Consider the following 26,867-nt stretch of genomic DNA (forward strand, 5'->3'; position numbering starts at 1 on the left):
ATACGCCTTAAATATACGAGCATTCTCCGATTATGGGTATATGGTGATTCAAATCGGCGGAATCTGTGCTTGGTTAGGAACCCTAAGCTTAATCAGCTTCCTTCACTATGTTCACGAAAGAAAACTTAAGTACTCGATTATATGCGCAATTGGCTCGATTTTCGCAATTCTAGCCACTCTATTATCTGGCGCCAGAGGGGCGTGGTTGCTAACTCCCTTTATTATGGTCTTAAGCTTATGGGCATATAAACGCTGCTTAGAAAGAAAAAAACTGGCTGTCGCCCTTGCTGCTATTGCTTTAATGTTATCTGTAGTAGCCCCACAACTAAAACAGCGAATTGATTTAGTATTCCAAGACATTGCCTTATATAAACAAAATCAACTTAGTACATCCTCGGGTGCGAGAATAGAGATGTGGAAATCGGCGATTTTAACAAGTATGGATTATCCCATATTAGGGGTTGGCCATGATGGCGTTACTGCCCAAAAATTGAAGCAGATTGAGAAAGACCAGATCACAAGAGATGTCTTGCAATTCAAACGTGCACACAACCAATACTTGGAAGAGTTACAAACTAAAGGACTGGTCGGGGTTCTGGCTTTATTAGTGCTGTTCTTAGTCCCTTTAAGATGGTTCTATAAGAAACTACTCCTTGGCATAGCTCTCGCTAACTCGCAATTAAAAGCTTTAAGCCTAATGGGATGCATGCACATTTTGATGATCATGGGATTTTGCTTAACCCAGCATTACTTAAACCATCATTCAGGCATCTTGGTCTTTTCATTTGGCCTTGCAATACTGGCCGCTCTAACAATTCGTTCTGAAGAAGATTCGGTTCAAGGTAGTAAGGAAACGAAGTGAAAATATTAATCATTGGCCCGTCATGGGTCGGCGATATGGTGATGTCCCAATCTCTCTACATCACACTGAAAAAACTTCATCCCGACGCATCCATTGACGTCATCGCTCCTGCTTGGTGTAAACCCATTCTAGAGCGCATGCCGGAAATCAATAACGCCATCGATATGCCAATTGGCCATGGTGAATTTAATTTCTTTGGTCGCCGTAAAATTGGTAAATCGCTGCAAGGCCAATATGACCACGCCTATATTTTGCCGAACTCAGCAAAGTCTGCACTGATCCCTTGGTTTGCCAATATCCCGAAAAGAACGGGGTGGAAAGGAGAAAGCCGCTATGTTTTGCTTAATGACCTTCGACCCAATAAGAAGTCATTTCAATTTATGGTCGAACGATATGTCGCGCTCGCCTATCCAAAGCAGCAGATGCAAAACTCTCAGTCTTTAGGCGGATTGGATAAGCTCCCAAGACCAAAACTGACCATAGATAAAAACACTCAATCTGAAACACTTGCTAAGTTCGGATTACAAACCGACAGTGATGTCATCGGTTTATGTCCTGGCGCCGAATTTGGTCCAGCCAAAAAATGGCCAGAAAACCATTATGCTGAAGTAGCTGAATTTGCGGTTAAAAATGGCAAACAAGTGTGGCTTTTTGGATCGCAAAAAGATTTACAAACCTGTGAGTCAATCAAAGCCCAAGTATCGAACTCAGAAAAAGTTACCGTATTAGCAGGCAAAACGTCTCTTATTGAAGCGGTTGATCTTCTTGCTGCATGCTCGACAGTTGCAAGCAATGACTCAGGTTTGATGCATGTAGCGGCAGCCGTTGGATGCAACGTTGTTGCGATATATGGCTCTACATCGCCGAAATACACGCCACCATTAGCTGAAAACGTTGAGATAGTGCATACCGATATTGAATGCCGACCATGTTTTAAACGTGAGTGTCGCTTTAACCACCTGAAGTGTTTAACTGAATTGTCGCCTCAGCAAGTGATTAATGGCATTCAAAAAATGGATCGAATCATTTAATCGCTATGTTAACTCGAGTTATTTACACCGCTGTCCTTGTGCTCGTCGCGCCTTTTTTACTGTTATCTTTATACAAAAAAAAGCCCGGCAAACCCGCGTTTGGGAAGCGTTGGAAAGAGCATTTTGGCGTGACACCAAAAGTCAGCGCTCACTCACCTGTGTGGATTCATGCGGTTTCCGTTGGCGAAGTCATTGCTGCGATACCACTTATCAAAGAACTCAAAGCTGCACATCCAGAACAAGATATTGTGGTATCCACCACCACCAGCACCGGCGCTGAACAAGTCGAGAAGCTGGGCGATTTAGTTGAACATCGCTACATGCCGATCGATTTTTCTTTCGCGGTGCGCGGTTTTCTCAAAGCAGTCAAACCGCAGAAATTACTGATTATCGAAACCGAGCTGTGGCCCAATACTCTGCAAACCGTCGCCAAAGCAGATATACCGATTACCATCATCAATGCGCGCTTATCGGAAAAATCACGCCAAAGCTATCAACGCATTCAACCGATATTTAACTTGGTTCGACCAACGTTAAGCCAAGTCCTATGCCAAACTGAGGCCGACGCCGAGCGCTTCGCCGCTTTAGGCATCGACAGTAGCAAACTTGCCGTCACTGGCTCAATAAAGTTCGATATTCAAGTTCCTAAGCAAATTCGCGAGCAAAGCAGCGCACTGCGCCATCAACTTGGAAAAAACCGCCCGGTTTGGATAGCCGCAAGCACTCACAAAGGCGAAGACGAACAGGTACTTAGTGCCCACCGAGCTGTCCTTGCTAAGCAACCCAGCGCGCTATTAATTTTGGTTCCACGTCATCCAGAACGTTTTGACGCTATGTTTGAACTGTGTCAGCAGCAAGGCTTTGAGACTCAACGTCGCACTGCGTTAACCTCAGACAATGGCCTCGACTCTGACTGCCAAGTCTATTTAGCTGATACTATGGGCGAAATGTTATTGCTGCTTGGCGCATCCGACGTGTGCTTTATGGGTGGAAGTTTAGTGGGTGATAAAGTGGGTGGGCATAATCTGCTAGAACCGACCGCAGTGAACATTCCATCGCTCACTGGCCCAAGTTACTACAACTTTAAAGAGATCACGCAAGCGCTATTAGAATTGGGTATCGTTACTGTGGTTGAAGATTCACAGCAACTTGCCGAACAAGTAAACAGATTGTTGGCAGAGCCACAAAGCGATCTTGTCGATAAAACCTCGCAGTTTATGCACGCTAATAGCGGTGCACTGCAACGAACTCTCAATCTTCTCTAACCAAGCACTTTGCTAAGCCAGCATTCTGGTTTAGCAAAGCCGATGTCCTTATCGTTTTATCAGCGCGGCAACCATCAAGCTTGTGTCATCAACAAGCATCTGCGATTAAGGCTTGCCAATCACTTTCTTGCCAATGAATGCCGCGTTTGGTTTGTTCTTTAAGGAATGAACGCTTAAGACGTGCCCAGTTTGACGCTTTCCAGCCGTCACCGCTTTGCTGGTAGCACTTATCAAAATCAATGATCCACACGCGCTGCTGGTCATCAAGCAAGATGTTATGAATATTGAGATCAGTGTGGTTCACCTGAGCTTGGTGCATTCGACGAATCTGTGCGCCGATGGCTTGATACACCTCAGGCGATAATGGCGCTTGCTGCAGAATATCCACTAAGTCGCGAGCATTAGCGATTTTTTCACTAAGAATATCCGCGCGGTAAACCAGACCAGAGCGCACGGCGCGTGCCGCAATCGGTTTTGGCACATTCACGCCCTGAGCCGCTAAATGCTCCAGCAGTTGATACTCTTGAAAACTGCGCGTTTTTTCCCACGACTGAAACCAATATTGGTCTTTGACTAATTTGCCAAATAGGCCACCACGTCGATAATGCCGTAATGCCGCTGGCAAACGATCCGTTTGCACAAACCATGTCGTACCTCGACCTTGAGCGCTGCCAATCACACGCTGGTTTTGCTGCCAAAATTCTGGGTCAAAACAACGCTCGACAGGTTCGTTGAGTAAACTTTCGTTGAACCAAATACACTGGTTGGCGTGTTTTACTGTTTTCATGAATTTCCAATCATCAATGAGTCTTGTCCAAAACCAGTTACAACTGGCTTAAAGCCTTGCATACAGTGCTCAAAAAAGCGATGTGCATTTTACATTTTCTCACCCTATCTGCATAATCGCTGGAACTTTTTTATATCAGCACAGTTTCTATGGCTCTGTTTTCAACCGCTCCAAACTCACTCTGTATTTTGCGCCTATCTGCGATTGGTGACGTGTGTAATACCGTGGCCGCCGTGCAAGCCATTCAACGTGCTTGGCCATCAACATCCATCACTTGGATTACGGGTAAATTAGAAGCGCAATTAATCTGCGATTTGCCGAGTGTGGAAGTCATCGTATTTGATAAAAAGCTCGGCTTCAAAGCCTATACCCAGCTTTGGAAGCAGCTTAAAGGACAGCGATTTGATGCCCTGCTGCATATGCAATATGCGTTGAGAGCCAGTATTGCAACCCTAGGGATTAAAGCAAAGTATAAACTGGGGTTTGATGCCAAGCGCAGCCAAGATTTTCAAACGTTGTTTACCAATGTCAAAGTGCCTTCACCGCAAGAGCCGCACGTTCTGGATGGCCTGCTGGCTTTTGGCCACACGCTTGGTATTCAGGATATGGCGCCAAGTTGGCAGATTCCTTTTAGTGAAAAAGATGCCGCTTGGGCACAGGCGCAGCTTGCTGCGGATAAACGCAATTTAGTCGTGGTACCTGCTGCCAGCAAAGCTTATAAGAACTGGACTGCCGAAGGATACGGCGAAGTAATTCGCCACGCTCAGCAACGAGGATTCAACGTCATTCTTGCCGGTAGTCCGGCGCAAATAGAACTGGACCTTGCCAGCGCGGTAGAAACGCAATTGAGCGAACCGGTGAATAATCTCGTTGGTAAAAGTAGCATCAAACAGATGCTGGCACTTCTCAGCGCTGCAGACTTAGTGATTGCCCCGGATACTGGCCCTGCCCATATGGCCAATGCGGTCGATACACCAGTGGTTGGCTTATATGCGCACCATAACCCAGCGCGTACTGGCCCTTATCAGTATCGTGACTATGTGGTATCTGCGTATCAAGAAGCGATTCAAGCCGAACACAAGCAGCCAATAGAAACACTCGACTGGCGTACTCGTGTTCAAGACAAACAGGCGATGAAACGCATTCAATCCTCGCAAGTTATTGCTATGTTTGATCAAGCCGTAGAAGACTTTCGCCTGTTGACTCATTAAATGGAAAAATATCCTGTGAACAAGCCAACTTTAGCTGTCGCACTTATTGTCAAAAACGAACAAAAACATCTGCAAGCCTGTTTGGAAACTGTGCATGATTGGGTCGATGAAATTGTGATTCTCGATTCTGGTAGCCAAGACCAGACAGAATCTATCGCCCGTCAGTTTACCGACAAATTTTTTACCAACCTTGATTGGCCGGGGTTTGGTAAGCAAAGACAACTCGCTCAAAGCTATGTGTCGAGTGACTTCGTATTATGGCTAGATGCGGACGAACGCGTGACTCCTGAGCTTAAGCAAAGCATTCAAGATGCTATCGCTAATCACACACCACAGACTGTGTATCGAGTTAACCGATTGACCACCGCGTTCGGCAAACAGATCCACCATTCCGGTTGGTCACCAGATTGGGTGGTGCGACTATTTAAAACCAATGAAACCCAGTACAACGACGCATTAGTACACGAAAGCGTCAAGGTTCCACAAGGCTTTAATACCGCCTCATTAAGCGGTCGCCTCAAGCATTTCACGTACGAACAACTTCACGAGTACACACGAAAAACGCATCAATACATGCAAGCTTGGGCTGATCAAAGGGAAGGCAAAAAATCCTCTTCACTGCTTGGCGCTATCTTGCACGGCTTTTTCCGTTTTCTAAAAATGTACGTGTTAAAAAAAGGTTTTATGGATGGTAAACACGGTTTACTGCTGGCGATCTTAAGCGCTAACACCACATTCACTCGTTACGCCGATTTGTGGCTTCGTGACTATGTGAAGAAACACCGCAAGGATCAGGAATAAATGAAAGTTTGTCATGTGAATTTGGCTTCCGGCTACCATGGCGGTGAAAACCAAACTCTAACGCTTATCAAACATCAGATCGCGCTCGGTTATCAGCTCACTGTGGTTGCCAATCCCAAAAGCCCATTTGCCGATGCGATTCGTAAACTGGATTGCCGTTTAGTCCTGGCAAAAAACTACTTTCAGGCGCATGGGAAATCCGTTACCCAAGGCTGTCAGTTGATTCATGTCCATGAAGGTCGAGCAATTTATTGGGCGCTCATCCAGCACAAGTTACATAGTATTCCCTACATAGTGACTCGTCGTATCGATAACAAATTGAAAAAGAAATGGCTGGCGAATATCGCGTATCACAATGCCAGTGCCGCTATCGGTTTAAGTAACGAGATCGTCGCTCGCATCAAAGAAGCCTATCCCGATCTCACAACCTATAAAATTCCAAGCTCACCTGTCTCATATCCAGTACAACAGCAGCAAGTCGCGCAAATTCGCGAGCAATTTAATGATAAATTCCTCATTATTCATGCCGCTAATATGCTTAAACACAAAGGCTTTGATGTCACCATCCAAGCCGCTCGCGAGTTAGAATCTCAGTATCCTCAGTTGCACTTTGCGCTACTCGGTGATGGGAAAGAACGCGAAAATTTACAGCAGCAAGCGCAAGGGTTAACTAACCTCAGTTTTATGGGCAAACAATCCAATATGGGTGACTGGTTTAATGCCGCAGATTTAATGGTCCATCCTTCTTACAGTGAAGGTTTAGGCTCAGTGATCCTAGAAGGGCTTCACGCCGGACTTACAGCGGTTGCAAGCCGTGCTGGCGGTATTCCTGACATCGTAGAAGATGGCGTTTCCGGTTTGTTAATAACCCCTGGCGATAGCCAAGCATTAGCCAAAGCCATTGTCGATATTGAGCAAAACCAAGATTTACGCGAACGCTTAATCGCAGGTGCGCAGCATAAGCTGAAGGATTTCTATATCGAACATACCGCGATGCTCTACCAAGACATTTACCAAAAGGTTTCCTAATATCATGACCAATAAAGTCATCTATCCAGGCACATTTGATCCTCTCACTAACGGTCACTTAGATATCATTCAACGCGCGGCCAATATGTTTGATGAGGTGGTCATCGCGGTTGCAGCCAGCCCATCGAAAAACACCATGTTTAGCTTAGAAGAGCGGGTAAAACTCGCTCAGCAAGCAACACAAGCGATGCCTAATGTGTCGACCAAAGGATTTAGCGGTTTACTGGTTGACTTTGCCCGTGATGAAAAAGCCAACCTTCTAGTGCGCGGCCTGCGTACCACTGTCGACTTTGAATACGAATTTGGCCTAACCAACATGTACCGCCGTCTTCTGCCTGGACTTGAAAGCATCTTCCTTACCCCAGCCGAAGAGTACGCATTTTTGTCCTCAACGATTGTACGTGAAGTCGCTATCCATGGTGGCGATATCAGTAATTTTGTCCCGAAAGTCATCAGTGATGCCGTGAAGAGCAAAGTTTCTCCATGAACAAAGCCAAATACTATTTAAACCATAGTCTTGTCACGCTACTGCCAACCAAATTGCTGCGTTGGCAAGCGAAGCAGATGTTGTCTCACGCGAGTCAACAAGAGAAAGACGCTATCCAGCAGCGTATTGATTATTATAATAAAGTGTCTCATCCGTTTACGCTTGATCGCACCAAGTCCACCAACGTAAAGTCATTCCATAAAACCGGTGGCACCACCTATTATTTTGATCTCTACAAAGTGGTGAAATGCTTCGCCGACCATCTGCGCTTTAGTTATATCAATGGCGATGTCGTCGATGTGCCGTCGCAACCAAGTTTTGTTAAAAGCCGCCCAATTGCTGGTGATAACCAAAACGCAGTGCTACTCAAACTCAATGCCATACGCCATTATCGGTTTGTCGACGACAAGCTCGCGTTCAAAGATAAGCGCGATCTGCTTGTTTGGCGAGGCTCTGGGTTTCGTCCTAACCGCCGGCTGCTACTAGACACATTATTTGGCCATCCTCAATGTGACATCGGCAGAACAGATACCAAAAAAGGCGAACAGCCCGAATTCGTTGTTCCGAAAATGAGCATCGAAGAGCAGCTCAAGTACAAGTTTATTCTCAGCTTAGAAGGTAAAGATGTAGCGACCAACCTCAAGTGGATCATGTCGTCAAATTCTCTTTGTATAACGCCAAAACTACGTTACGAAACATGGTTTATGGAAGGTAAGCTTGAAGCAGGTGTGCACTACGTTGAAGTCAAAGATGATTTTTCCGATCTGATCGAAAAGATGAATTACTACCTAGAACACCAAGATGAAGCGCTAGACATCATCGCCAACGCCAATGCTTGGGTCGCGCAATTCAAAAATGAAAAGCGCGAAAAACTGATTGCTCTGAAAGTCGCGAAAAAATACTTTACACTCGCGGAGTAAATCTCGCTTAGGCAAACGAGAGCGAAAAATATTCTACGGTATTTCTCATTTGGGCATCATTGCCGCCCTGATGAACATTATACAGAGCTAAACCACGACGTTTGGTATTTAACGTTAAAATCGCTGGCGGATTGGAATCGTGGCAGTCTTCTACCTGATGAGCAAGGTAGCCGTTTGAAAGGGTCAAGCACTTAAACCATAAGTCATCGGCAAACGCACACAGAGACATGAACTCTTTGCTTTGTTTCTCTAGGTTCTTTAAAGAGGCGAACGGATACAAGACGCCAGCGACACCTGTTGGCAAAAACCTTTCATTATCAAATACATCTTTCCACTCGCGGTAGGGTTGCAGCTGACCATCGGCATTGAGGCTGATGGTATGGCCTCGATAAGCGATAACCTTATCCGGATGCTGCTGCGCCCCCTCTAACAACTTAGCAAGCCAGGTTTCTGAATAGAATACATCATCATCAGCCGTCACTAGACTCGCTTCAGTGTTACCTGAATTGAAGTGTTCCAAATAGGAGTAATAGAGCTTTTTGTACGAACGTAAATCTTGGTCAACTAACTCAATTCTTAACCCGCGCTTTTGCAAACGCGATAAACTCTTCGGTATACCACTTTGCTTAATATCTTCACGATAGAGATACAAAGTAATCGAGCTCATATCCGCAGACTGGCGCATGATCGATTCAATCGTGAAATAAACCTTATCAATACGCTTACCGTAACTCGTCAGTGACACATGAACATTAGCGCTTGGGTCAAATGTTCTTGGCTGTTGTTGGGTTCTATTTGCCCACCACATTTCAAACATAAGTTTTGCTGACGGAAGTTTCTTTTTAATTTTTTTATAGACTTTCATAACCAGAAAAGCAGTACCTAATAACCATTCTGGAAATAAAATACCATACGGTAAGAGCTAGATTAGCAGCATTTTGCAACTAGATGCATTAAGTGTTAAGCCGATCATAATGGGTCGATTATTTTCACTAAATGCCATTTACACCGCAGATAAAAGGGCGATTGGATTTTATCTAATCAATCTTTAACTAATAAAATTAACAAACATCGAGCCTGAAACAGAAAACCTATCTCTGACAATTCCCACAGAAAAACGTATTGCGCTGGCCGATTTTTAGCTCTTCAATCGGTTCGCCACATATTGGGCAGGGCTGACCCGCTTTGCCATACACTTGTAACTCTTGAGCGAAATACCCGGGTTTGCCATCGGCTTGGGCAAAATCTTTTAACGTTGTACCGCCTTGCGTAATCGCTTTCGCCAGAACCGCCTTAATTTCTGCTACCAACACTTGCCATTCAGCCACTTTCACTTTCCCCGCTGAACGTTGAGGATGAATACGCGCGGTAAAGAGCGATTCGTTGGCGTAGATATTTCCCACTCCAACCACCACGTGGTTATCCATAATGAATTGCTTAATCGCAACCTTTTTGCCCTTTGCGCGGTCGCTAAACGTTTGTACTGAGAAATCGTCCGTCAAAGGCTCAGGGCCGAGTTTTTCAAATACAGTATGCTGCTTATCAACATCGCACCATAACCAGGCGCCAAAGCGGCGAGGATCGTTGTAACGCAGTACTTTTCCATTACTTAAGGTGAGATCGACGTGATCATGCTTACCAGCAGGTAAAGCCGCATCAAGCACTCGCAGCGAACCTGACATACCCAAATGCACAATGGCGCAGCCTTGGTCTGTTTCAATCAAAAGATATTTGGCGCGGCGAGAAATGGCGCGAATGGTTTGTCCCTGTAATTGCTGTAATTCAGCAGGGATCGGCCAACGCAACTTGGGCGTACGAAAGGTGAGTGATTGAATTTTTTGACCAACTAAATGCGGGGTAATCCCCATTCGGCTGACTTCGACTTCTGGTAATTCAGGCATGCGACTATCACTTTGTTTTTAGGCTGAATATAACGTCATTTAGCATAACGCCTTACAGCCTAAAATGCGAAAGCTAAGCCAACTAACACGCTATGGATGTTTGGTTTGTGTCGGAAAGAGATCGCTTGGCTGCGCCGTCACCGCGACCCAAGCATTCATACCATTTTTCATCAGCCAAAATTTAGGACTGTAGTAGATGGTGACGCGCTGCGGTTCATCTTGATTACGGTACCAAGCTTCAATGGTTTGCGGGCCTTCAAGGCTAGGTTCAAGCTGTTCAAATGTCGTTTGATCAATGCGCGTACCGACTAAATTTTGCCAGCGCTGGGCCATCGCTGCCGGGGTATCTTTAATCGCAAAGTTCGCGCGCCACTGACCATCTTTGCGCTCTAACACGCCGTGGTTAAAATGCAACGCGGTTAATTCAGCATTAGCCATCAAAACTCGAGGCGTTTCAGTTTGCTCTGGCTGATCAATCAGATAGGTTTTGATCAATGTCGGCAAATTTATCAAGCCGATAAAACCAATAATGCACAGAATTAGAATGTTGTTCCAGCGACGACGCCGAGCAGGTGGCACACGCATAGTCAGTCCTTTTAGTAATGGCTGAGCAGGAGTATATGAAATTGCGCGTCAGGGTGCGATGTTCTTATCACTGCGAATGTAAGCAAAGATGAACCGCCGTCCAATTTCTGCGTAAGTCGAAATAGTGAGTCAATTAAGTCTTAGGTGAGGGGTGTTTTTTTACTTCACTTTTATGCAGGCAATAAAAAACCCAACTCGAAAGTTGGGTTTTATACAAGCTGCAAAGAATAGCAATCAATTACTTGATTTTCGCTTCTTTGTATACAACGTGCTGGCGAACTACTGGATCAAACTTTTTGATCTCAAATTTGCCTGGCATGTTGCGTTTGTTCTTGTCAGTTGTGTAGAAGTGACCAGTACCTGCAGAAGATACTAGACGGATTTTCTCACGAATGCCTTTAGCCATTGTTTAATTCCTCTTAAACGTTTTCGCCACGTGCACGGATATCAACAAGAACAGCATCGATGCCTTTCTTATCAATAATACGCATGCCTTTAGCAGTTAGACGTAGTTTAACAAAACGTTTTTCGCTCTCTACCCAGAAACGATGAGTTTGTAGGTTCGGCAGAAAACGACGCTTAGTAGCATTTCGTGCGTGTGAACGGTTGTTACCCGTTACTGGACGCTTACCAGTTACTTGGCATACTCGGGACATGAATGTCTTCTCCAAATCGTTTCAGCTCGATATCAACCTTGGTGGCCGAACCTCTCTATTGCTAAAGAATAAGTTAGAGGTTTAAAACCATTATGGAAAATCCATACAAGGCTATCAAAGGTCGCGCATTATACTAACTTGACTAGCATTGCTCAAGACCCGCACAGATCCTTTTTCTCGAAAATCGAGATCTTTTTTTAACCGGAGCTGATTATAAGTTAAAAAATGTCGGAGGATTGTAGCAGAATTCAGCCTATGAACAACTAAAATGTGGCGTCATCCTCATTAGTCACAGCAATCCTTGCTTGAGAAGGTAATCAGTTCAAGTAAAACGCGCTACTATTCACTCGGTTATTTCGTTTTAAATAAAGAATTAAATCATTAACAATCAAATAATTAACAACAATAACTCTGGCAAACCGATCTCTAAAAATGAATCTTGATGCTAAGCGATAAATAAAACAAAATACTTCGATTTTTTGTGCTTAAAAAGCCAAGATGACTCCATAAATGACGCATTTTTATCCACCTTGAATGCGATCCAATTGGTCGCACCAAAATGGCTATCGCGATCCTAGAAAATAAAATAAAAAATAATCAATTTATATCCAACCTCGCTCGGCAAAAGAGACCTCTTCACCGTCACCGACCACAAAATGATCCAATACACGAATATCCACCAGCGCCAATGCGTCACTAATTCGCCGTGTAATACGCCGATCGGCTTGGCTGGGTTCAGCAATACCAGACGGATGATTATGCGCCAGAATCACAGCGGCGCAGTTATGATCCAGCGCGCGTTTCACCACCTCTCGCGGATACACCGACGCCGCATCAATGGTGCCTTCAAACAGAATTTCATCATTAATGACCCGATGCTGATTATCCAGATACAGAACATAGAAGGCTTCACGATGGCGATCGCGCAGTAAACTCGAAAGATATAACTTGGTTTGCTGTGGGCTAGTCAGCGCGTCACCACGCTTGAGCGTTTCGCTTAAGTAGCGCTGCGTCATCTCCAGCACCGCTTGCAATTGTACGTATTTCGCCTCGCCAAGTCCTTTATGACGACAAAACTCCTGTTGAGATGCCGAAAACAACCCGCGTAAAGACCCTGCGTCTTTAATCAGGTGATCGGCCAGTTGCAGCACATTCATTCCTTGTGTTCCGGTGCGCAGAAAAATCGCCAGTAGCTCAGCATCGGTGAGCGATTGTGGCCCATGAGACAACAGTTTTTCCCTTGGCAACGATTCATTGGGCAAGCGCTTTAAGCTCATGGCTTAGCCTCATGTGATAGTTAGTTGCCTTATTTCACGCAATAAAAAGCGAAAGTCGATAAAGACTTTCGCTTTTTCCAATCTTGCAAAGAACTTGATGTAATTGACAGTTTAATCAGAGTTTAAAGTTACCCACCAAACCGTGCATTTCAGAGCCAGATTGCGATAAGGTCGTGCCCACCGCTTCGCACTGCTCAAGGGTCGCGCTAATTTCATTCACAATGTTCTGAATGTGGACCAGATTCTGATTGATATCTTCAGAGACCGCGCTTTGCTGCTCAGCGGCAGAAGCGGTTTGAATGCCCATATCACGGATCATCTCAACCGATTGTTGTACTGAGGCCAACGTTTGGCGAATTTGTTCCGATTCCAACGCGGTTTTCTCACCACGCTCTTGGCTTGCCGCCATGGTGCTAACGGCTTTGGCAACGCCCGATTGTAACTGCTTAATCGTATCGTTAATCTGCGCAGTGCTGGTTTGAGTGCGACTGGCGAGCAAACGTACTTCATCGGCGACCACCGCAAAACCGCGCCCTTGCTCGCCAGCACGCGCCGCTTCAATCGCGGCATTCAGCGCCAGCAAATTGGTCTGCTCAGCAATTTCACCAATCACATCCAATACCGTAGTAATTTGTTCAGTATGCTGACTTAATTGGGCAATCGCTTCCGACGTCAAGTTAACATCGTTAACCAGTAAGCCAATGCCATCAATTGCCTGATTGACTTCAAGCTGCGCATCCGCAATTTGGCCATTGGCGTTTTCAATCGCCTGAGCAGTCGCATTGGTGTTGTTGGCGACTTCCCTCGCCGTCATACTCATTTCAGTCACTGCCGTCACCACTTTATCGGTTTCTAAGCAGTGCTCTTGCATTTGCGAGTTCGCTTTTGAGCTTTGCTGTTCAAGCGTATCGGATGCCGTTTGAACCGTCTGGGCACTGGCGCGAATGTCGCGCACCAGTGGATGCAACTTATCCATAAACTGGTTAAACGCCTTAGCCACTTCACCCACTTCATCGCGACTTTCAACGTTCAAACGCGCGGTTAAATCCCCACCACCAGCAGCCACATCTTTAAGCGAATCCGCCACATGCTGCAGCGGCTTGATAGCTCGCGTTACAATCACGCTGACCAAAATACTGGTCACAAACAATCCGAGCAGCGAAATTCCCACTACCCAATACGTTTGCTGGCGCAGATTTTCGCTACGTTGTAAACGATACGCGGCAACTTGCTGATCAACATCATCAATGTAGATACCTGTCCCCAACACCCAATCCCATTTCGGCAAATATTCCGCATAACCAAGCTTGGGCGCCTGGGCGTTAATGGTCGGCTTATGCCATGAGAAATTTAAAAAGCCGTCGCCTTTCTTTGCGGCATCAATCAAACCCGCAATCACCGCCACGCCATTTTCATCTTTCATGCTATACAGATTTTTGCCTTCTAAATCCGGTTTAATCGCGTGTAAGGTGTTTACACCTTTGGAGTCATACGCAAAGAAATAGCCGTCACTGTCAAAGCGCATGGCTTTAAGAATATCTTTGGCCTGAGGTTTAAGTTCGCCATTTTTGTCTTGCTCATACAAAGGCTTAATCGCCGTCATCGCCATCATCATATAAGCTTTAAGCTCATTTTGACGCGAAGTCATCAGCTCTTGCCGATACTGCTTTAATTGGATTTCTAAGCTACGGGAATCATTGATGGTATAAACAGAAACGATCAGGGTAGTAATCAACAGTAGAGGAATTAATGTTACAAGTAACAGCTTATTTCGACTTCTCACGGCAACCTCAAACGAAAGTTTAATTAAAGGTACATCATCCCATATATAGAAAATTTAACTGTGAGGTCGGCGGTCAATTTGCCATTTGTTCTGTAAGTTCGTCAATTTTCAGATACCTAACCACGCCCTTATTGCGATCATATTCAGACACCGACAGCAGTTGTGATAAAATCTCCGCCAGAAATTTGGAGAGCACATATGCAAACTTTAGCCGGAAAAAAAATTCTACTCGGAATCAGTGGTGGCATCGCTGCCTATAAGTGCGCGGAACTCACTCGCCGCCTCATTGAACGTGGCGCTCAAGTGCAAGTGGTGATGACCAAAGCCGCCAAAGAATTTATTACCCCATTGACCATGCAAGCCGTTTCCGGTCGCCCGGTCGCAGACAGCCTGTTGGACCCAAGCGCCGAAGCCTCGATGAGCCATATTGAATCTGCCAAGTGGGCCGATTTGGTGCTACTTGCGCCTGCAACCGCAGATTTGATCGCGCGAGTTGCCGCCGGTATGGGTAACGATCTGCTCAGCACGCTTATCCTTGCCACCGATGCGCCGGTTGCTGTTTCTCCGGCAATGAATCAGCAGATGTATCGCAATATCGCCACCCAAGAGAACATTCAAACATTGGCGCGCCGCGGCATGATGATTTGGGGCCCAGGCGCTGGCGAACAAGCGTGTGGTGATGTTGGCCCTGGCAGAATGCTTGAGCCGATGGAACTCGTCGCCCACTGCGAAGCCTTCTTCGCCCCAAAGCCGCTGGCGGGTAAATCGATAGTTCTGACTGCAGGCCCAACTCGAGAAGCGATTGACCCGGTACGTTTTATCAGCAATCACAGCTCGGGCAAGATGGGATTTGCCCTCGCCGATCAAGCTAAGCGCCTTGGCGCTGACGTGACCCTAATTAGCGGCCCCGTCTCTTTAGCCACTCCAGCAGGCGTAACGCGAATTAATGTCGAAAGCGCTGAGCAGATGTATCAAGCCGCAATGGAACATGCACCAAGCCATGATGTGTTTATCGGCTGCGCGGCGGTTGCCGACTATCGCCCGGCAAATATTGCGGAGCAAAAAATTAAGAAAACCGCCGACAATGACGCAATGACCATAAGCATGGTCAAAAACCCAGATATTGTGGCTTCCGTTGCGGCGCTCGAGACCGCTCGCCCGTTCACTGTGGGCTTTGCCGCCGAAACTCAGAATGTTGCGCAATACGCGAAAAGTAAGCTTGAAAACAAGCGATTAGATATGATTTGTGCCAACGATGTCTCAGTTGAAGGCCTAGGCTTTAATAGCAACGACAACATGATCACCGTATACTGGGAGAGTGGTGAGCAATCACTAACTCTTGCTTCCAAAGATGAAATCGCACAACAAATTTTATTATTGATTTCAGATAAGCTGAGTACAAATTAACCATTTCATTTAAGTCAATTTATCATCTATCACTTAGGCCCAGACGCCCGCGTTTGGGTTGGGCTTAGGTGTGCAGTAATTAAAAGGGAAAGGTCATGGTCGGTACAAAAAAATCCAATCGTCGGGAAGAAATTCTGCAAGCACTCGCCGAGATGTTAGAGTCTGCTGAAGGCGCATCAAGAATCACCACAGCTAAGCTCGCCAAACAAGTCGGCGTGTCGGAAGCTGCGCTGTATCGCCATTTCCCTAGCAAAGCTCGTATGTTTGAAGGGCTGATTGAATTTATCGAAGAGTCCTTGATGTCGCGTATTAACCGCATTTTGGATGAAGAGAAAGACACCCTGACCCGCATCCGTTTGGTACTGCAACTGATTTTGGCGTTTTCCGAGCGCAACCCAGGTTTAACCCGCATTTTGTCCGGCCATGCGCTAATGTTTGAAAATGAACGTCTTCGTGAGAGAATCAACCAGCTGTTTGAGCGCATTGAAACCTCACTGCGTCAAATTTTACGCGAGCGTAAACTGCGTGAAAACAAATCTTTCCCAGTGGATGAAAACACCCTTGCCGCTCAACTTCTCGGTCAGGTTGAAGGCAGTTTGAACCGTTTTGTACGCTCTGATTTCAAATATCAACCGACAGACAATTTTGAAGAGTATTGGGCTTTGCTGAGCGCACAGATTCAGTAGTTCTGAGCCAGCTGTTTTCAAAACCGTCTGCACAATACAAAAATCGTTATGAGTAAAAGTAAATACGCAGAACCCGAATTTCGCCTTTCCATGCTGCATCCTCGTAACTGGGGCGTGTGGCTCGGGTTTGGTCTGCTCGCGCTATTCGTCAACATTCTTCCTTACGCGGTGCTGCTTAAAGTTGGCCGCGGCGTGGGCAAATTCGCCATGCGCTTTGGTAAATCGCGCGTCAAAGTGGCCTCTCGCAACCTAGAACTTGCCTTTCCAGAGATGGACGCCAAACGCCGCCAAGAGTTTGTAGAAGAGAACTTCAAAAACACCGGTATGGCGCTGATTGAAACCGGCATTACCTGGTTTTGGCCGACCTGGCGTTTTAAGCGCTTAATCGTTGAAAAAGATGTCCAGATCCTGCGTGAACACGATGCCAACGGCAAAGGGGTTTTGCTGTGCTGTGTGCATGCATTAAACCTTGAAATCACCGCGCGTGCATTGGGCGTGCTTGGGGTGGGTGGCTACGGTGCGTTTCGCCCACACAACAACGAAGCTTACAACTACATTCAGTACAAAGGCCGTTCTCACGATGGCAATAAGCTGATTGACCGTAAAGACCTTAAGCAAATGATTCGCATACTGCGTAAAGGCGAGCGCCTGTTCTACCTGCCAGACCACGACTACGGACGCAATAAGTCAGTCTTTGTGCCGTTCTTCGCCATTGAAGATGCGTGTACCACTACTGGCACCAGCATTCTTGCCTACACAACTAACTGTGCCATTGTGCCGGGTTCTGGCTTTAGAAACGCTGACGGTAAATATGAAATCATCGCCGATAAATCGATTGAAGCCGATTATCCGCAAAAAGATGAAAAAGCGGCGGCAGCGTATATGAACCAATACGTGGAAGAGTTGATTTTACGTGCGCCGGAACAATGGATGTGGCTGCACAAGCGCTTTAAAACCATGGAAGATGAAAACGCGCCGAAAGGCATCCGTTACAAATAACTCGCCTAGATAACAACAACACAAAAGAGCCCAAATGGGCTCTTTTCGTTTAAGGGCATTTCTTTGCTAGCTAAGCCGATTAAATGCCGTACTCAGCGCGGTAGTCTTTCACCGCTTGCAGATGCTCATTCGCTTGACCATTTTGCTCAAGGTAAGCAATCAAATCACCAAGGCTGACAATCGAAATCACCGCGCAGCCAAAGTCACGTTCAACTTCTTGAATCGCAGACAATTCACCCTTGCCTTTTTCTTGGCGATCAATCGCTACCAACACGCCTGCTAAGTCAGCGCCGTTGGCTTTAATAGTTTGCATCGATTCACGAATCGCGGTACCTGCGGTGATCACATCGTCCACCAGCATAACGCGACCTTCCAGTGCGCTACCGACAAGATTGCCGCCTTCACCGTGGTCTTTAGCTTCTTTACGGTTAAAGCAGTAAGGCGTATCGATATCGTGGCGATCCGCTAACGCGACAGCGGTTGTCGTCGCGATTGGAATGCCTTTGTAAGCTGGGCCAAATAGTACGTCGAATTCGATACCAGAATCCGCCAGTGCCGCAGCGTAAAAACGCCCTAGGCGCGCTAAATCACGGCCAGTGTTAAACAGTCCAGCGTTAAAAAAATACGGGCTTTTACGGCCTGATTTCAAAGTAAACTCACCAAACTTAAGAACACCTTTCTCAAGTGCAAACTCAATAAATTCACGCTGGTATGCTTTCATCACTTTCTCTCTTCTTTTATTTACTGATTATCACAAAACTACTTTGTCACTATCGGCGACCACAACATCTTCGATCGCCGAATTAAACTCTCTCTATCGCTGATAATATCCCTGCGCGCAGCAAACAACGCCTTCATCTAAGTCTACTGGTCACTGTGCATCGTCAAAGTGGATGGTTTCACAGCTAGGCAGCCAGTGGTTTCAACCCTATGAGCATACTTTTGTATGTGATTAGGGGGAAACCGCGCAGCAAGCAACGCTGTGGAGACATCCACGAAGACGAAAAAAAGACAAAAAAATAGCCCCCAAATGGGAGCTACTAGATCAATTACTTTCCAACGCCTTCTTCTGCGTTTCAACAATATCGGCAATGCCTTTTCGCGCTACGGCTAATAAATCCATCAGCTCTTCGTGAGTAAACGGTTCGCCTTCTGCGGTGCCTTGCACTTCAATCATGCGGCCATCTTCGGTCATCACCACATTCATATCGGTATCTGCGGCTGAATCTTCCACGTACTCTAAATCACACAGAATATCTTCGCCTAGAATACCAACCGAAACGGCTGCCACATGGCTCTTCATTGGGTTCTTTTTCAACGCGCCTTTGGCAACGAGATGAGCAAAAGCATCTGCCATTGCGACACTTGCGCCGGTAATAGAAGCTGTACGTGTACCGCCATCCGCTTGAATCACGTCACAGTCAACGGTGATCATTAAGTCTGGCATTGCTTCTAGGTCTACCACTGCACGTAAGCTGCGCGCGATCAGACGTTGAATTTCTAGCGTACGGCCACCTTGTTTGCCGCTTGATGCTTCACGGCGATTACGTGTATGCGTCGCGCGTGGCAACATGCCGTATTCTGCCGTTACCCAGCCCTTACCTTGTCCTTTTAACCAACGTGGCACGCTCTCTTCAACAGAGGCGTTACACAACACTTTGGTGTTGCCGAATTCCACCAACACTGAGCCTTCAGCGTAAGCAGTATAATTGCGGGTGATTTTAATTGGGCGAACTTGATCCGCCTTGCGATCGTTTGGACGCATGGGTAATTACCTTTGGGTCGAGTACGACGAATTGGATTGGTTGCGCATTATATAGGAAGTGACTTTCGGTTCCTAGCCCTGCGCTCAGTCTTAACAATCGGCTTTGCCCTTCGCCTTGGTTTGTATGCTACTATAACCGCAGATTTCAATTCATATTCTCGGTGAGAACAAGGACACATCATGATCTACAGTATGACCGCATACGCGCGCAAAGAAGTGAAAAGCGAATGGGGTAGCGCTATCTGGGAAATTCGCTCGGTGAATCAACGCTATTTGGAAACCTACTTCCGTTTGCCTGAGCAATTTCGTGGCATTGAGCCGGTACTTCGCGAGCGTTTTCGCAAGCGCCTAGCACGCGGTAAAGTCGAGTGTAGCCTGCGCTTTGAAGCCAACCCAGCAGCGAGCACTGAACTGTCGATCAACACCGCGCTTGCCGAGCAAGTCATCAAAGCGGCTGAGCAAGTAATGCACATGACTGGCGAACTGAGCCGTATCAACCCATTTCAAGTGATGCAATGGCCGGGCGTGATGGAAACCGCCGAGCAAGATATGGACACCATTAACAAAGATTTGTTGAGCGCGTTTGATGACGCACTGAGCGAATTTATTGAAGCGCGTGGCCGTGAAGGCGAAAACATGAAAGCCTTGATTGAAGCACGCTTGAATGCCATCACCGACGAAGTTGTCAAAGTCCGAGCACGCATGCCTGAGATTCTTGATTGGCAACGCGAGCGCCTGACCAGCAAGTTTGAAGATGCCAAAGTTGAGCTTGACCCAAGCCGCGTCGAGCAAGAATTGATTCTGCTGGCGCAAAAATCGGATGTGGCTGAAGAGCTTGATCGCCTTGATTCACACGTGAAAGAAACGCTCAATACCCTGAACAAAGGCGGCGCATGTGGCCGACGTCTTGACTTTATGATGCAAGAGTTCAACCGCGAGTCTAACACCCTAGCCTCAAAATCAATCTCAACCGACATCACCGCCTCAGGCGTCGAGCTCAAAGTGCTCATCGAGCAAATGCGTGAGCAGATCCAGAATATTGAGTGACATTCCATGAAAAATCAAAAGCAACCAAAAGCGAAACAAAACAACAACTTAAATTGAAATTAAATTTCATAACGTTGCACTAAATGTCTTAAGGTTGCACCTGAGTGGTTACAGAAATGGGTACACAAATTTCTAGATTTGTGTATTATCCTTCTAACCTGTAACCACTTGGGAAATGATGTTTCATGAATGACGCTCAACTAAAATCACTTGTTAAGAAAGGGAAGCAATGTCGGGTTGCCGTCGGTAACGGGCTATATTTCCGCATTTCAGCTCAGGGAACACCCTTTTGGATTTTTCGATATTCTCATGGCGGCCAACGCAAACAAATGTCAATGTCTCAGTATGGGAAGCCTCCATTGGGGATGTCACTAAGTGAAGCGAGGGAACGTACATTAGAACTCAAGGCGATGGTAAAGAGAGGCGTTGACCCACTTGTAGAGAAAAATAGAGCAAAGATTTCTAAGTTAAAATTAGTAGATGAGTTGGCTAATGACTGGCTTTCTCAAACAAGTAAGCACCTCAAGAACCCTCAGATCCCTCAAAGGGTGTATTCCAAAGATATTTCCCCAAAGCTTGGTAAACTTCCCGTAGAAGATGTTAACCCTAGAGATATTTTGGATGTTGTTAGACAAATCAACGAGTCTGGTAGGCCAACAATTTCAAATGATGCCCTAACTTATCTAAAGCAACTTTTTAATCATGCAATCAAACTAGGCTTAGTTAGGCATAACCCTGCAATAGCATTTAATGTCAAAGATGCAGGTGGCATAGAAAAATCTAGAGAACGAGTTCTTTCTCTTGACGAGCTTGAAACTGTTTTCCAAGTATTCAGAGAAAATTCCGACATTTTCACGAGAGAAAATTTATTGGCAGTTGCCCTACTCGTTGTTCTAGCAACAAGAAAAGGCGAGCTAATCGCCGCCAAGTGGGAAGAGTTCGACTTTACTAATCTAGTTTGGAAGCTTCCAGCCGAACGAGCTAAAAATGGTCTAGGAATAGATATCCCAATCCCTGAGCAATGCTTAGCATTGTTCGCTGAACTATTTATTAGGGCAAATGGCTCTGAATACTTATTTCCCTCCAGGAGATCAAGCAAGAGACGAGGTTATATTTCTGATGACACTCTCAACCATGCATTGGCAAAATTATTTGGCCGAAAAGTAGATTCAAAGAAGAAACCATACCCTAATATCTTGGGTGAGGCGGGAATAGAATATTTTATCATTCATGATCTTCGCAGAACATGCAGAAGTCTATTGGCTGAAAACAATGTTCCTAGTCATGTCGCGGAACGTTGCCTGAACCACAAGCTTCGTGGAGTAGAAGGGATATATGATCGCTATGATTACTTCAAAGAGCGTAAAGAAGCTCTTGAATTACTAGCTATTAAGATAGCTCCACTAGCAGGAAACCCATCACCTGAAATATCAAAAGTCATCGAAGCTTTATCCTAGTCGGCTCTAGAAATCAAAGAGCCTTACAAATGGACTAGCTAAACTCAGTCGATTGTGGTTTCACTCATCAAAACACTGACCCTTTGACGGCTTATAGAAAGCTCTCTACCTATTTCGGCTCTGTTAATCTTTCCGCTCATAGATAGTTGCAACTTCGCTAAGTCTCTTATCTTTTTTCGTAATTCATTGTTTTTACTTTCTAGTTCCGCTCCTTTTTTGGGCCCTCGGGGACGTTCAAAAGAGTTGATGACCTGAAAAGCTTCGTGTCGATATGTCACCATTAACAATACAAAAATGTTAGGGTGTCCTACTCCTGGATTCATCCAAGCTTCTATATCTTTTGCTTCCCAAAACGCGGCTTCTATTGGGTCAAGAGCCTTCAACACAAATAGAGTAAAGTCTTGCCATGAAGCAAAATTATCAGGAACAGACTTCGGAAGTCTGATGTAAGTTTTGGGGTATTCTTTTTTGATAAACCTAAGAACAATGCCAGCAATGATGCTTAAATTTTCATCATTTATTTCGCTGTTCACTCCGCGTTCTATTAAGTCTCTATTGATATACCTCGGATGTTTAGCAAAAGAAGCAGTCCACTTAAAAGCATACGTCGAGTATTTATACTCTTTAGGTTTTGAGTCATTAATTTTCTGAAGTTCACCTAAATATTCAGATTCAGTATGTTTTAGTGCAGACTCTAGAGCTGATTTAGCTTTGTAAAATGACCTTTTAGATTGATTTGGATGATGAATTTGGCAATAGCCTGCTGAATCTTCAACTCTTCTCCAACAAAATGCACAGTATGGAATCGAGAAGGGTGTTTTTCTCAAATAACGACGTGAAGTGCAAGATTTCACATCAAGTAAAGATCCATAAACTGCATTCGCATAAGTTGAAACTGTATCCGTTGCATCAATTACTGTGATATTTAAGTACTCTCTCACTCTCTCAACTGAGTAGTTTATTCCTCCATTTGAACGAACAAACAGTGCTAAAGAACTAATTATTTTTCCACGATGAGCCTTAATCGGGGGAAACAATTTTTGAAAATCGCTTATAAATTCAGCGTCTAGCTTTAATTCTTCTAAGGCACTCAGCACACAAACATAGCCTTTCTTTGGTTTTGAAGAAATTCGCTTCCCAGTATCCTTAGCTTCTTGCTTTAACTGCATCAATGCTTGATTAACATTTGATTGAAGCTGCCTTGCATCAAGAACCATCCCCTCCCTCTCGTACCGCGTCAATAGAGTTTCCTTTGTTTTTGTAGATATTAACTTTATTCGATTCTAGTGACAATTAATTCAAAGAAATCAGTTTGGAGAATTAAAGATATGTCCAATAAAACAATATTAATCCGTTGCGGAGATCTGACAAAAGAACTCGGTGTAAGTAAAAGCACTATATGGAGATGGTGTAGAAGTGGGGAAATGCCAAAGCCCTTGCAATTGGGGCGCATAATTGCTTGGGAAAGAGCCGTAATCGAACAATGGCTAGAGTCCAAACGCACTCAGGAGGTCAAGCTATGAACTCCTCAAAACGTTGTGAGATGTATTGCGCGATCTTACTTGAAAATAACCAAGCTGAACTCGCATTAGTGTCTGAAGAGCACGTTAAAGAAATTGCATACATGATGGCAGGAGCTATTTGTTATGCAGAACATCAGTATAGCTTTTATGTATCAGATTCCGATATATCAAGCGTAGCTTCTGAAGCTTCAAATATGTTGATCAATCGACCTGATAGGAATCCAACATACAAGCAAATGCCATTGGTTTTGACTGCAATTCAACGTTACCGCGAGTTTGCTATTCCTCAACTAGGAGGACAACAGACCCTTTGCATCTCCGATGCTAGCACCCCACCTCCACAACACATAAATAGCGTTGAAATCACAAATAATAGACCGCTAGCGAACTTGCTAGCGACAGCCAATCGATGCGACTCAAGAATACTAATTCTATTAGTGCTAGCAGCGATAGCATTGGGAGGCATGTTCCTATGAGTGAATTCACTAGTAAGACTTATGGAGTCAGATTTACAGCTGATGTTGAGGCACAAATTCAGCGTGAAGCGGATCGGACGGGTCAATCAAAAACTGAAGTTATCAGGGCTGCCACTGTCAGGCAGCTGAGCCAAGCGTCTATCGAACTACAAATGAAACAGCTAGAACTTCGCCTCCTTCGCAATAGTTTCGAAATGAATAGCGCAATTGTGGGGTTAACTGATGAACAAAGAAATCAAGCAGCAAAAGCGTTCAACCAATCAATTGGACAGGAGTTAATATCATGAATTTATACAATAATCCTCCTTATCGGCGGTATCAGGATTGGCAGCTGATAATTATTTCGTTTGTAGTTATTTCAACAGCATTGGCTCCCGCACTGCTCTTTTTAACATGGAGCTGGTTTAGTAACTGGGAACCAATACCTCAGCATGCTGATATATGGCTGAAAATCATTAAGCAATTAGCTCAGGGAGAAAGCTCTCTTTGGTTTTCATATAAGAGCTATCTACTAGCTAATGGATGGATGGGTGACATCATTGTTCATGTAACTTTGTCGTCTATTGCTGCCATGTTAATAGCGTCGCTGATTTGCTGGAAGTATCTCTATGTAACAGGGGGGAAGACGCTTGATAGAATTGTTGCAGGGCCTGTAAATCTTAAAGGTAGGCATGCTTTGAAGCATGCCAAATATCAACTAAAACAAGAAGTAAGCAATGGCGCTACTCCTAGTTTATATCTGCACCCCAAAGTTCAGATAAGCCACAATTCATGCATAGGTAACACGTTGATAACAGGTAGACCAGGTACAGGAAAAACAGTTGTCATCACTCATGTCTTACAACAGATAGTGAAACAAAAAATCAAAACTTTTGTATTTGACGAAAAACACGAATATACCGAGATGTTTTACCGTAAAGAGTCGTCATTGCTCATTGCACCGTGGGATGAGCGTAGTCAGGTTTGGAATATTTCTAAAGATCTTGAACATATATCGGCTCCTGCAAGATTTGCAGAACACATTATCCATGATACTAAAGATAAAATTTGGAGTGAATCCTCTCGTCTCATTCTCACTGGCATTATCACCTACCTAAAAGCTCAGGGACCATCATGGGGCTGGTCAGAAATATACTCAACACTAAATCTTGATGATCATAAGCTTAGAGAAATCCTTGAGGCATTCTATCCAAAAGCAGTTCGCTTTGTAGAAGAAAATAATCGTACAACCCAGAGCATAATGATAACGCTACAAAGTGAACTAGCTTGGCTAGAGTGGCTAGAGTGGCTAGCCAAAGCCTGGCCAAAATCACATGAAGGAAACTTTTCTATCCAACGATGGGTACACAAAGAAAACGCCACTCCCCTGTTGATCGTACAAGCGGATAAAAACTTTTCCGTGGTCGGCAAGCCTCTTTGCCATGCACTAATGAGTTTGATGGTTGACGAATTTCTTGCTAGAGGCAAATCTCAGGAGTGTTATTTAGTTCTTGATGAACTTGCTAACTTACCAAAATCAGCAAGCCTACTGCGTTGGTTAGAGCTAGCTCGTGCTTCTGGAGGAAGGACAATTGCAGGAACACAGGCGATATCACAACTAAAGAGCCTATATGGCGGTGACAGTACGGATACGTTAACTAGCATGTTCAACAACCTAATCACTTTTAAAGTGGGGTCATCAGGTGATACAGCTAACTATGTGTCCAAAGCTCTCGGTGAGATGATTATTGAACGCCCTCAATATACAAATCAATCGGTATCTTGGCAGCGGATTACTATGCGCACAGTTTATCCATCCGACATCACTCAATTACCCAATCCTACGAACAAAGGAGTAACGGGGTTTCTGACGGTGAATGGTTGGAATGCTACTTACCGAATAGTTTGGCCTTATGTAGATATACAGTCAAAATCTAAGGGTAAAATTTCAGCAAAATGGACACAACAGTACGAACAAGGTGTGCAGAATAAAATTAAGCACTCTAATACACCTAACCGCATTTTAGCGAGAAGAGGAGAGCAATCATGCTAACTATCTTCCCAATAAGAAATGTTGATTACTATGTCGAGTGGACTCAAAACGACTATTACCTCAACAATGATGAGCAGCCTGGAATCTGGATTGGTTATATTGCTCACTTGTTAGGGCTAAATGGTGAGATTATTGAGGAACACTACAAGAATCTGATGAAAGGGTTCTCACCCGATGGTAAAACAGCGTATGTACAAAACGCAGGAAAAAGCCGAAATTTGGGTTATGACCTAACTTTTTCAGCACCTAAATCCGTTTCAATACTAGAAGTGTTCGATGAAGTTGGTTGCATCCAAAATGCGCATGAGAGAGCAGTGCGTGCAGCTTTAAGATTCGTTGAGGAAAAAGCAGCATACACAAGACGAAGTTCCAAAGGACAAACGTTAGAAAAGTTACCTGGTCTACTAGCAGCTCAATTTACACATTTCAAATCGAGAGCAAATGATATTCAGCTACACACCCACTGCCTCATTCTTAACCTAGCGATTAGGAATGACCTCTCGTGGGGCACTATCAATGGACGAAATCTATATCAATGGATGAAAGCTGCTGGATCTGTATACAGTGACCTGCTCCCCTTAATCTAGTCCAGTCTACACTTAGTAATGTTCATCCAACCAAGGAGATGATGAACATGAAAAAGCGATTCAATGAACAACAAATCATTGCCATTTTAAAGGAAGCGGAAGCAGGTATCCCCGCCAGAGAGCTTTGCCGCAAGCATGGGATATCGGATGCGACGTTTTACACATGGCGCAAAAAATACGCAGGACTGGATATCTCTGAAGCCCGTCGCCTTAAGGCACTGGAAGACGAGAACGCTCGGCTCAAAAAGCTGCTGGCTGAGACACTGCTGGATGCAGAAGCACTTAAAATCGCT

The 26,867-nt window shown here is 45.0% G+C and carries 30 protein-coding genes; 19 read left to right on the forward strand and 11 right to left on the reverse strand.

Going from position 1 to position 26,867, the window contains the following annotated elements:
• Positions 1 to 40 precede the first annotated feature (40 nt).
• From BLS03_RS25920 to waaA, 3 genes are read left to right on the forward strand one after another with little or no spacing between them, the layout of a single operon-like run.
• Entirely contained in the window at positions 41 to 862 is an 822-nt protein-coding gene (locus BLS03_RS25920; RefSeq protein WP_281241243.1) for an O-antigen ligase family protein, read from the forward strand.
• Positions 859 to 1,893: a lipopolysaccharide heptosyltransferase II gene (gene waaF / locus BLS03_RS18690; protein WP_093277649.1), complete on the forward strand. Its 1,035-nt coding sequence runs from the start codon at positions 859 to 861 to the stop codon at positions 1,891 to 1,893. The genes BLS03_RS25920 and waaF overlap by 4 nt, the downstream gene beginning before the upstream one ends.
• A 5-nt stretch (positions 1,894 to 1,898) precedes the next feature.
• The gene (gene waaA, locus BLS03_RS18695; RefSeq protein WP_093277651.1) at positions 1,899 to 3,158 is read left to right on the forward strand and encodes a lipid IV(A) 3-deoxy-D-manno-octulosonic acid transferase; all 1,260 of its coding nucleotides are present in this window, start codon (positions 1,899 to 1,901) and stop codon (positions 3,156 to 3,158) included.
• An 88-nt stretch (positions 3,159 to 3,246) separates the two neighbouring features.
• Here the strand turns inward: waaA and BLS03_RS18700 are convergent, their stop codons facing one another.
• Positions 3,247 to 3,945 (reverse strand): 3-deoxy-D-manno-octulosonic acid kinase, encoded by a 699-nt coding sequence (locus BLS03_RS18700; RefSeq protein WP_093277654.1) that lies wholly within the window; start codon positions 3,943 to 3,945, stop codon positions 3,247 to 3,249.
• 149 nt (positions 3,946 to 4,094) lie between these two features.
• Between BLS03_RS18700 and BLS03_RS18705 the strand changes: the two genes are divergently transcribed.
• The 5 genes from BLS03_RS18705 to BLS03_RS18725 are packed head-to-tail and all read left to right on the forward strand — an operon-like array spanning position 4,095 to position 8,393.
• On the forward strand, positions 4,095 to 5,156 hold the full coding sequence (locus BLS03_RS18705; protein WP_093277656.1) for a glycosyltransferase family 9 protein: 1,062 nt from the start codon (positions 4,095 to 4,097) through the stop codon (positions 5,154 to 5,156).
• Positions 5,157 to 5,171: 15 nt separating this feature from the next.
• Positions 5,172 to 5,957, forward strand: a complete 786-nt coding sequence (locus tag BLS03_RS18710; protein WP_093277659.1) for a glycosyltransferase family 2 protein — start codon at positions 5,172 to 5,174, stop codon at positions 5,955 to 5,957.
• Positions 5,958 to 6,986, forward strand: coding sequence for a glycosyltransferase family 4 protein (locus tag BLS03_RS18715; RefSeq protein ID WP_093277661.1), 1,029 nt, complete (start codon positions 5,958 to 5,960; stop codon positions 6,984 to 6,986). It abuts the gene before it with no gap.
• Between the two features lie 4 nt (positions 6,987 to 6,990).
• On the forward strand, positions 6,991 to 7,473 hold the full coding sequence (coaD, locus tag BLS03_RS18720) for a pantetheine-phosphate adenylyltransferase (RefSeq protein ID WP_093277665.1): 483 nt from the start codon (positions 6,991 to 6,993) through the stop codon (positions 7,471 to 7,473).
• On the forward strand, positions 7,470 to 8,393 hold the full coding sequence (locus BLS03_RS18725; protein ID WP_093277668.1) for a glycosyl transferase family 90: 924 nt from the start codon (positions 7,470 to 7,472) through the stop codon (positions 8,391 to 8,393). Before coaD ends, BLS03_RS18725 begins: the two co-directional genes overlap by 4 nt.
• A 7-nt stretch (positions 8,394 to 8,400) precedes the next feature.
• Here the strand turns inward: BLS03_RS18725 and BLS03_RS18730 are convergent, their stop codons facing one another.
• From BLS03_RS18730 to BLS03_RS18760, 7 genes are all read right to left on the reverse strand, one after another.
• Complete coding sequence (locus BLS03_RS18730) at positions 8,401 to 9,210, reverse strand: hypothetical protein (RefSeq protein WP_143015654.1); 810 nt, start codon at positions 9,208 to 9,210, stop codon at positions 8,401 to 8,403.
• A gap of 274 nt (positions 9,211 to 9,484) precedes the next feature.
• A complete protein-coding gene (mutM, locus tag BLS03_RS18735) occupies positions 9,485 to 10,294 on the reverse strand; it encodes a bifunctional DNA-formamidopyrimidine glycosylase/DNA-(apurinic or apyrimidinic site) lyase (protein WP_093277673.1) in 810 nt (269 codons plus the stop codon).
• 90 nt (positions 10,295 to 10,384) lie between these two features.
• Complete coding sequence (locus tag BLS03_RS18740) at positions 10,385 to 10,879, reverse strand: hypothetical protein (RefSeq protein WP_093277676.1); 495 nt, start codon at positions 10,877 to 10,879, stop codon at positions 10,385 to 10,387.
• A gap of 238 nt (positions 10,880 to 11,117) precedes the next feature.
• A complete protein-coding gene (gene rpmG / locus BLS03_RS18745) occupies positions 11,118 to 11,285 on the reverse strand; it encodes a 50S ribosomal protein L33 (protein WP_004728408.1) in 168 nt (55 codons plus the stop codon).
• A 13-nt stretch (positions 11,286 to 11,298) separates the two neighbouring features.
• Positions 11,299 to 11,535 carry a 50S ribosomal protein L28 gene (gene rpmB, locus BLS03_RS18750; RefSeq protein ID WP_004728407.1) on the reverse strand — a complete coding sequence of 79 codons (237 nt, stop codon included), beginning with the start codon at positions 11,533 to 11,535 and terminating at the stop codon, positions 11,299 to 11,301.
• Between the two features lie 602 nt (positions 11,536 to 12,137).
• Positions 12,138 to 12,812, reverse strand: coding sequence for a RadC family protein (radC, locus tag BLS03_RS18755; RefSeq protein ID WP_093277678.1), 675 nt, complete (start codon positions 12,810 to 12,812; stop codon positions 12,138 to 12,140).
• A 115-nt stretch (positions 12,813 to 12,927) separates the two neighbouring features.
• Positions 12,928 to 14,595: a methyl-accepting chemotaxis protein gene (locus tag BLS03_RS18760; RefSeq protein ID WP_093277682.1), complete on the reverse strand. Its 1,668-nt coding sequence runs from the start codon at positions 14,593 to 14,595 to the stop codon at positions 12,928 to 12,930.
• A gap of 198 nt (positions 14,596 to 14,793) precedes the next feature.
• Between BLS03_RS18760 and coaBC the strand changes: the two genes are divergently transcribed.
• The 3 genes from coaBC (at position 14,794) to lpxL (ending at position 17,687) form a co-directional block, all read left to right on the forward strand.
• On the forward strand, positions 14,794 to 16,002 hold the full coding sequence (coaBC, locus tag BLS03_RS18765; protein WP_093277685.1) for a bifunctional phosphopantothenoylcysteine decarboxylase/phosphopantothenate--cysteine ligase CoaBC: 1,209 nt from the start codon (positions 14,794 to 14,796) through the stop codon (positions 16,000 to 16,002).
• 95 nt (positions 16,003 to 16,097) lie between these two features.
• Positions 16,098 to 16,688, forward strand: coding sequence for a nucleoid occlusion factor SlmA (gene slmA, locus BLS03_RS18770; RefSeq protein WP_093277687.1), 591 nt, complete (start codon positions 16,098 to 16,100; stop codon positions 16,686 to 16,688).
• 48 nt (positions 16,689 to 16,736) lie between these two features.
• Positions 16,737 to 17,687 carry an LpxL/LpxP family Kdo(2)-lipid IV(A) lauroyl/palmitoleoyl acyltransferase gene (lpxL, locus tag BLS03_RS18775; protein ID WP_093277690.1) on the forward strand — a complete coding sequence of 317 codons (951 nt, stop codon included), beginning with the start codon at positions 16,737 to 16,739 and terminating at the stop codon, positions 17,685 to 17,687.
• 79 nt (positions 17,688 to 17,766) lie between these two features.
• Here lpxL and pyrE read toward each other — a convergent pair whose 3' ends face one another.
• Together pyrE and rph are read right to left on the reverse strand one after the other, a co-directional pair.
• On the reverse strand, positions 17,767 to 18,408 hold the full coding sequence (pyrE, locus tag BLS03_RS18780) for an orotate phosphoribosyltransferase (RefSeq protein ID WP_093277692.1): 642 nt from the start codon (positions 18,406 to 18,408) through the stop codon (positions 17,767 to 17,769).
• 324 nt (positions 18,409 to 18,732) lie between these two features.
• Positions 18,733 to 19,452: a ribonuclease PH gene (gene rph, locus BLS03_RS18785; RefSeq protein ID WP_093277695.1), complete on the reverse strand. Its 720-nt coding sequence runs from the start codon at positions 19,450 to 19,452 to the stop codon at positions 18,733 to 18,735.
• A gap of 180 nt (positions 19,453 to 19,632) precedes the next feature.
• Between rph and BLS03_RS18790 the strand changes: the two genes are divergently transcribed.
• On the forward strand, positions 19,633 to 20,499 hold the full coding sequence (locus tag BLS03_RS18790) for a YicC/YloC family endoribonuclease (RefSeq protein WP_093277697.1): 867 nt from the start codon (positions 19,633 to 19,635) through the stop codon (positions 20,497 to 20,499).
• 185 nt (positions 20,500 to 20,684) lie between these two features.
• A complete protein-coding gene (locus tag BLS03_RS18795) occupies positions 20,685 to 21,956 on the forward strand; it encodes a tyrosine-type recombinase/integrase (protein ID WP_093277698.1) in 1,272 nt (423 codons plus the stop codon).
• Positions 21,957 to 22,000: 44 nt separating this feature from the next.
• On the opposite strand, the gene BLS03_RS18800 is transcribed toward BLS03_RS18795, so the two are convergent.
• Entirely contained in the window at positions 22,001 to 23,173 is a 1,173-nt protein-coding gene (locus tag BLS03_RS18800; RefSeq protein WP_093277701.1) for a hypothetical protein, read from the reverse strand.
• 111 nt (positions 23,174 to 23,284) lie between these two features.
• Between BLS03_RS18800 and BLS03_RS18805 the strand changes: the two genes are divergently transcribed.
• The 6 genes from BLS03_RS18805 to BLS03_RS18830 form a co-directional block, all read left to right on the forward strand.
• Complete coding sequence (locus BLS03_RS18805; RefSeq protein ID WP_093277703.1) at positions 23,285 to 23,479, forward strand: helix-turn-helix transcriptional regulator; 195 nt, start codon at positions 23,285 to 23,287, stop codon at positions 23,477 to 23,479.
• Positions 23,476 to 23,955: a hypothetical protein gene (locus BLS03_RS18810; RefSeq protein WP_093277706.1), complete on the forward strand. Its 480-nt coding sequence runs from the start codon at positions 23,476 to 23,478 to the stop codon at positions 23,953 to 23,955. Before BLS03_RS18805 ends, BLS03_RS18810 begins: the two co-directional genes overlap by 4 nt.
• The gene (locus tag BLS03_RS18815; RefSeq protein WP_093277708.1) at positions 23,952 to 24,242 is read left to right on the forward strand and encodes a hypothetical protein; all 291 of its coding nucleotides are present in this window, start codon (positions 23,952 to 23,954) and stop codon (positions 24,240 to 24,242) included. The genes BLS03_RS18810 and BLS03_RS18815 overlap by 4 nt, the downstream gene beginning before the upstream one ends.
• Positions 24,239 to 25,987, forward strand: coding sequence for a type IV secretion system DNA-binding domain-containing protein (locus tag BLS03_RS18820; protein WP_093277711.1), 1,749 nt, complete (start codon positions 24,239 to 24,241; stop codon positions 25,985 to 25,987). The genes BLS03_RS18815 and BLS03_RS18820 overlap by 4 nt, the downstream gene beginning before the upstream one ends.
• Positions 25,981 to 26,574, forward strand: coding sequence for a MobF family relaxase (mobF, locus tag BLS03_RS18825; protein ID WP_093277714.1), 594 nt, complete (start codon positions 25,981 to 25,983; stop codon positions 26,572 to 26,574). The genes BLS03_RS18820 and mobF overlap by 7 nt, the downstream gene beginning before the upstream one ends.
• 47 nt (positions 26,575 to 26,621) lie before the next feature.
• Positions 26,622 to 26,867, forward strand: a 246-nt coding sequence (locus BLS03_RS18830) for a transposase (protein WP_143015655.1), incomplete at its 3' end; no start/stop codon positions are given.

The sequence above is a fragment of the Vibrio xiamenensis genome (assembly GCF_900100015.1).
Lineage (GTDB): Bacteria > Pseudomonadota > Gammaproteobacteria > Enterobacterales > Vibrionaceae > Vibrio > Vibrio xiamenensis.

What these genes read in the sequence shown, in the direction of transcription:
- BLS03_RS25920 (WP_281241243.1), top strand. Translation starts at nt 41, where the DNA reads ATGGTGATTCAAATCGGCGGAATCTGTGCTTGGTTAGGAACCCTAAGC.
- waaA (WP_093277651.1), top strand. Translation starts at nt 1,899, where the DNA reads ATGTTAACTCGAGTTATTTACACCGCTGTCCTTGTGCTCGTCGCGCCT.
- BLS03_RS18700 (WP_093277654.1), bottom strand. Translation starts at nt 3,945, where the DNA reads ATGAAAACAGTAAAACACGCCAACCAGTGTATTTGGTTCAACGAAAGT.
- BLS03_RS18705 (WP_093277656.1), top strand. Translation starts at nt 4,095, where the DNA reads ATGGCTCTGTTTTCAACCGCTCCAAACTCACTCTGTATTTTGCGCCTA.
- BLS03_RS18715 (WP_093277661.1), top strand. Translation starts at nt 5,958, where the DNA reads ATGAAAGTTTGTCATGTGAATTTGGCTTCCGGCTACCATGGCGGTGAA.
- coaD (WP_093277665.1), top strand. Translation starts at nt 6,991, where the DNA reads ATGACCAATAAAGTCATCTATCCAGGCACATTTGATCCTCTCACTAAC.
- BLS03_RS18725 (WP_093277668.1), top strand. Translation starts at nt 7,470, where the DNA reads ATGAACAAAGCCAAATACTATTTAAACCATAGTCTTGTCACGCTACTG.
- BLS03_RS18730 (WP_143015654.1), bottom strand. Translation starts at nt 9,210, where the DNA reads ATGTTTGAAATGTGGTGGGCAAATAGAACCCAACAACAGCCAAGAACA.
- mutM (WP_093277673.1), bottom strand. Translation starts at nt 10,294, where the DNA reads ATGCCTGAATTACCAGAAGTCGAAGTCAGCCGAATGGGGATTACCCCG.
- BLS03_RS18740 (WP_093277676.1), bottom strand. Translation starts at nt 10,879, where the DNA reads ATGCGTGTGCCACCTGCTCGGCGTCGTCGCTGGAACAACATTCTAATT.
- rpmG (WP_004728408.1), bottom strand. Translation starts at nt 11,285, where the DNA reads ATGGCTAAAGGCATTCGTGAGAAAATCCGTCTAGTATCTTCTGCAGGT.
- rpmB (WP_004728407.1), bottom strand. Translation starts at nt 11,535, where the DNA reads ATGTCCCGAGTATGCCAAGTAACTGGTAAGCGTCCAGTAACGGGTAAC.
- radC (WP_093277678.1), bottom strand. Translation starts at nt 12,812, where the DNA reads ATGAGCTTAAAGCGCTTGCCCAATGAATCGTTGCCAAGGGAAAAACTG.
- coaBC (WP_093277685.1), top strand. Translation starts at nt 14,794, where the DNA reads ATGCAAACTTTAGCCGGAAAAAAAATTCTACTCGGAATCAGTGGTGGC.
- slmA (WP_093277687.1), top strand. Translation starts at nt 16,098, where the DNA reads ATGGTCGGTACAAAAAAATCCAATCGTCGGGAAGAAATTCTGCAAGCA.
- lpxL (WP_093277690.1), top strand. Translation starts at nt 16,737, where the DNA reads ATGAGTAAAAGTAAATACGCAGAACCCGAATTTCGCCTTTCCATGCTG.
- pyrE (WP_093277692.1), bottom strand. Translation starts at nt 18,408, where the DNA reads ATGAAAGCATACCAGCGTGAATTTATTGAGTTTGCACTTGAGAAAGGT.
- rph (WP_093277695.1), bottom strand. Translation starts at nt 19,452, where the DNA reads ATGCGTCCAAACGATCGCAAGGCGGATCAAGTTCGCCCAATTAAAATC.
- BLS03_RS18790 (WP_093277697.1), top strand. Translation starts at nt 19,633, where the DNA reads ATGATCTACAGTATGACCGCATACGCGCGCAAAGAAGTGAAAAGCGAA.
- BLS03_RS18795 (WP_093277698.1), top strand. Translation starts at nt 20,685, where the DNA reads ATGAATGACGCTCAACTAAAATCACTTGTTAAGAAAGGGAAGCAATGT.
- BLS03_RS18800 (WP_093277701.1), bottom strand. Translation starts at nt 23,173, where the DNA reads ATGGTTCTTGATGCAAGGCAGCTTCAATCAAATGTTAATCAAGCATTG.
- BLS03_RS18805 (WP_093277703.1), top strand. Translation starts at nt 23,285, where the DNA reads ATGTCCAATAAAACAATATTAATCCGTTGCGGAGATCTGACAAAAGAA.
- BLS03_RS18810 (WP_093277706.1), top strand. Translation starts at nt 23,476, where the DNA reads ATGAACTCCTCAAAACGTTGTGAGATGTATTGCGCGATCTTACTTGAA.
- BLS03_RS18815 (WP_093277708.1), top strand. Translation starts at nt 23,952, where the DNA reads ATGAGTGAATTCACTAGTAAGACTTATGGAGTCAGATTTACAGCTGAT.
- BLS03_RS18820 (WP_093277711.1), top strand. Translation starts at nt 24,239, where the DNA reads ATGAATTTATACAATAATCCTCCTTATCGGCGGTATCAGGATTGGCAG.
- mobF (WP_093277714.1), top strand. Translation starts at nt 25,981, where the DNA reads ATGCTAACTATCTTCCCAATAAGAAATGTTGATTACTATGTCGAGTGG.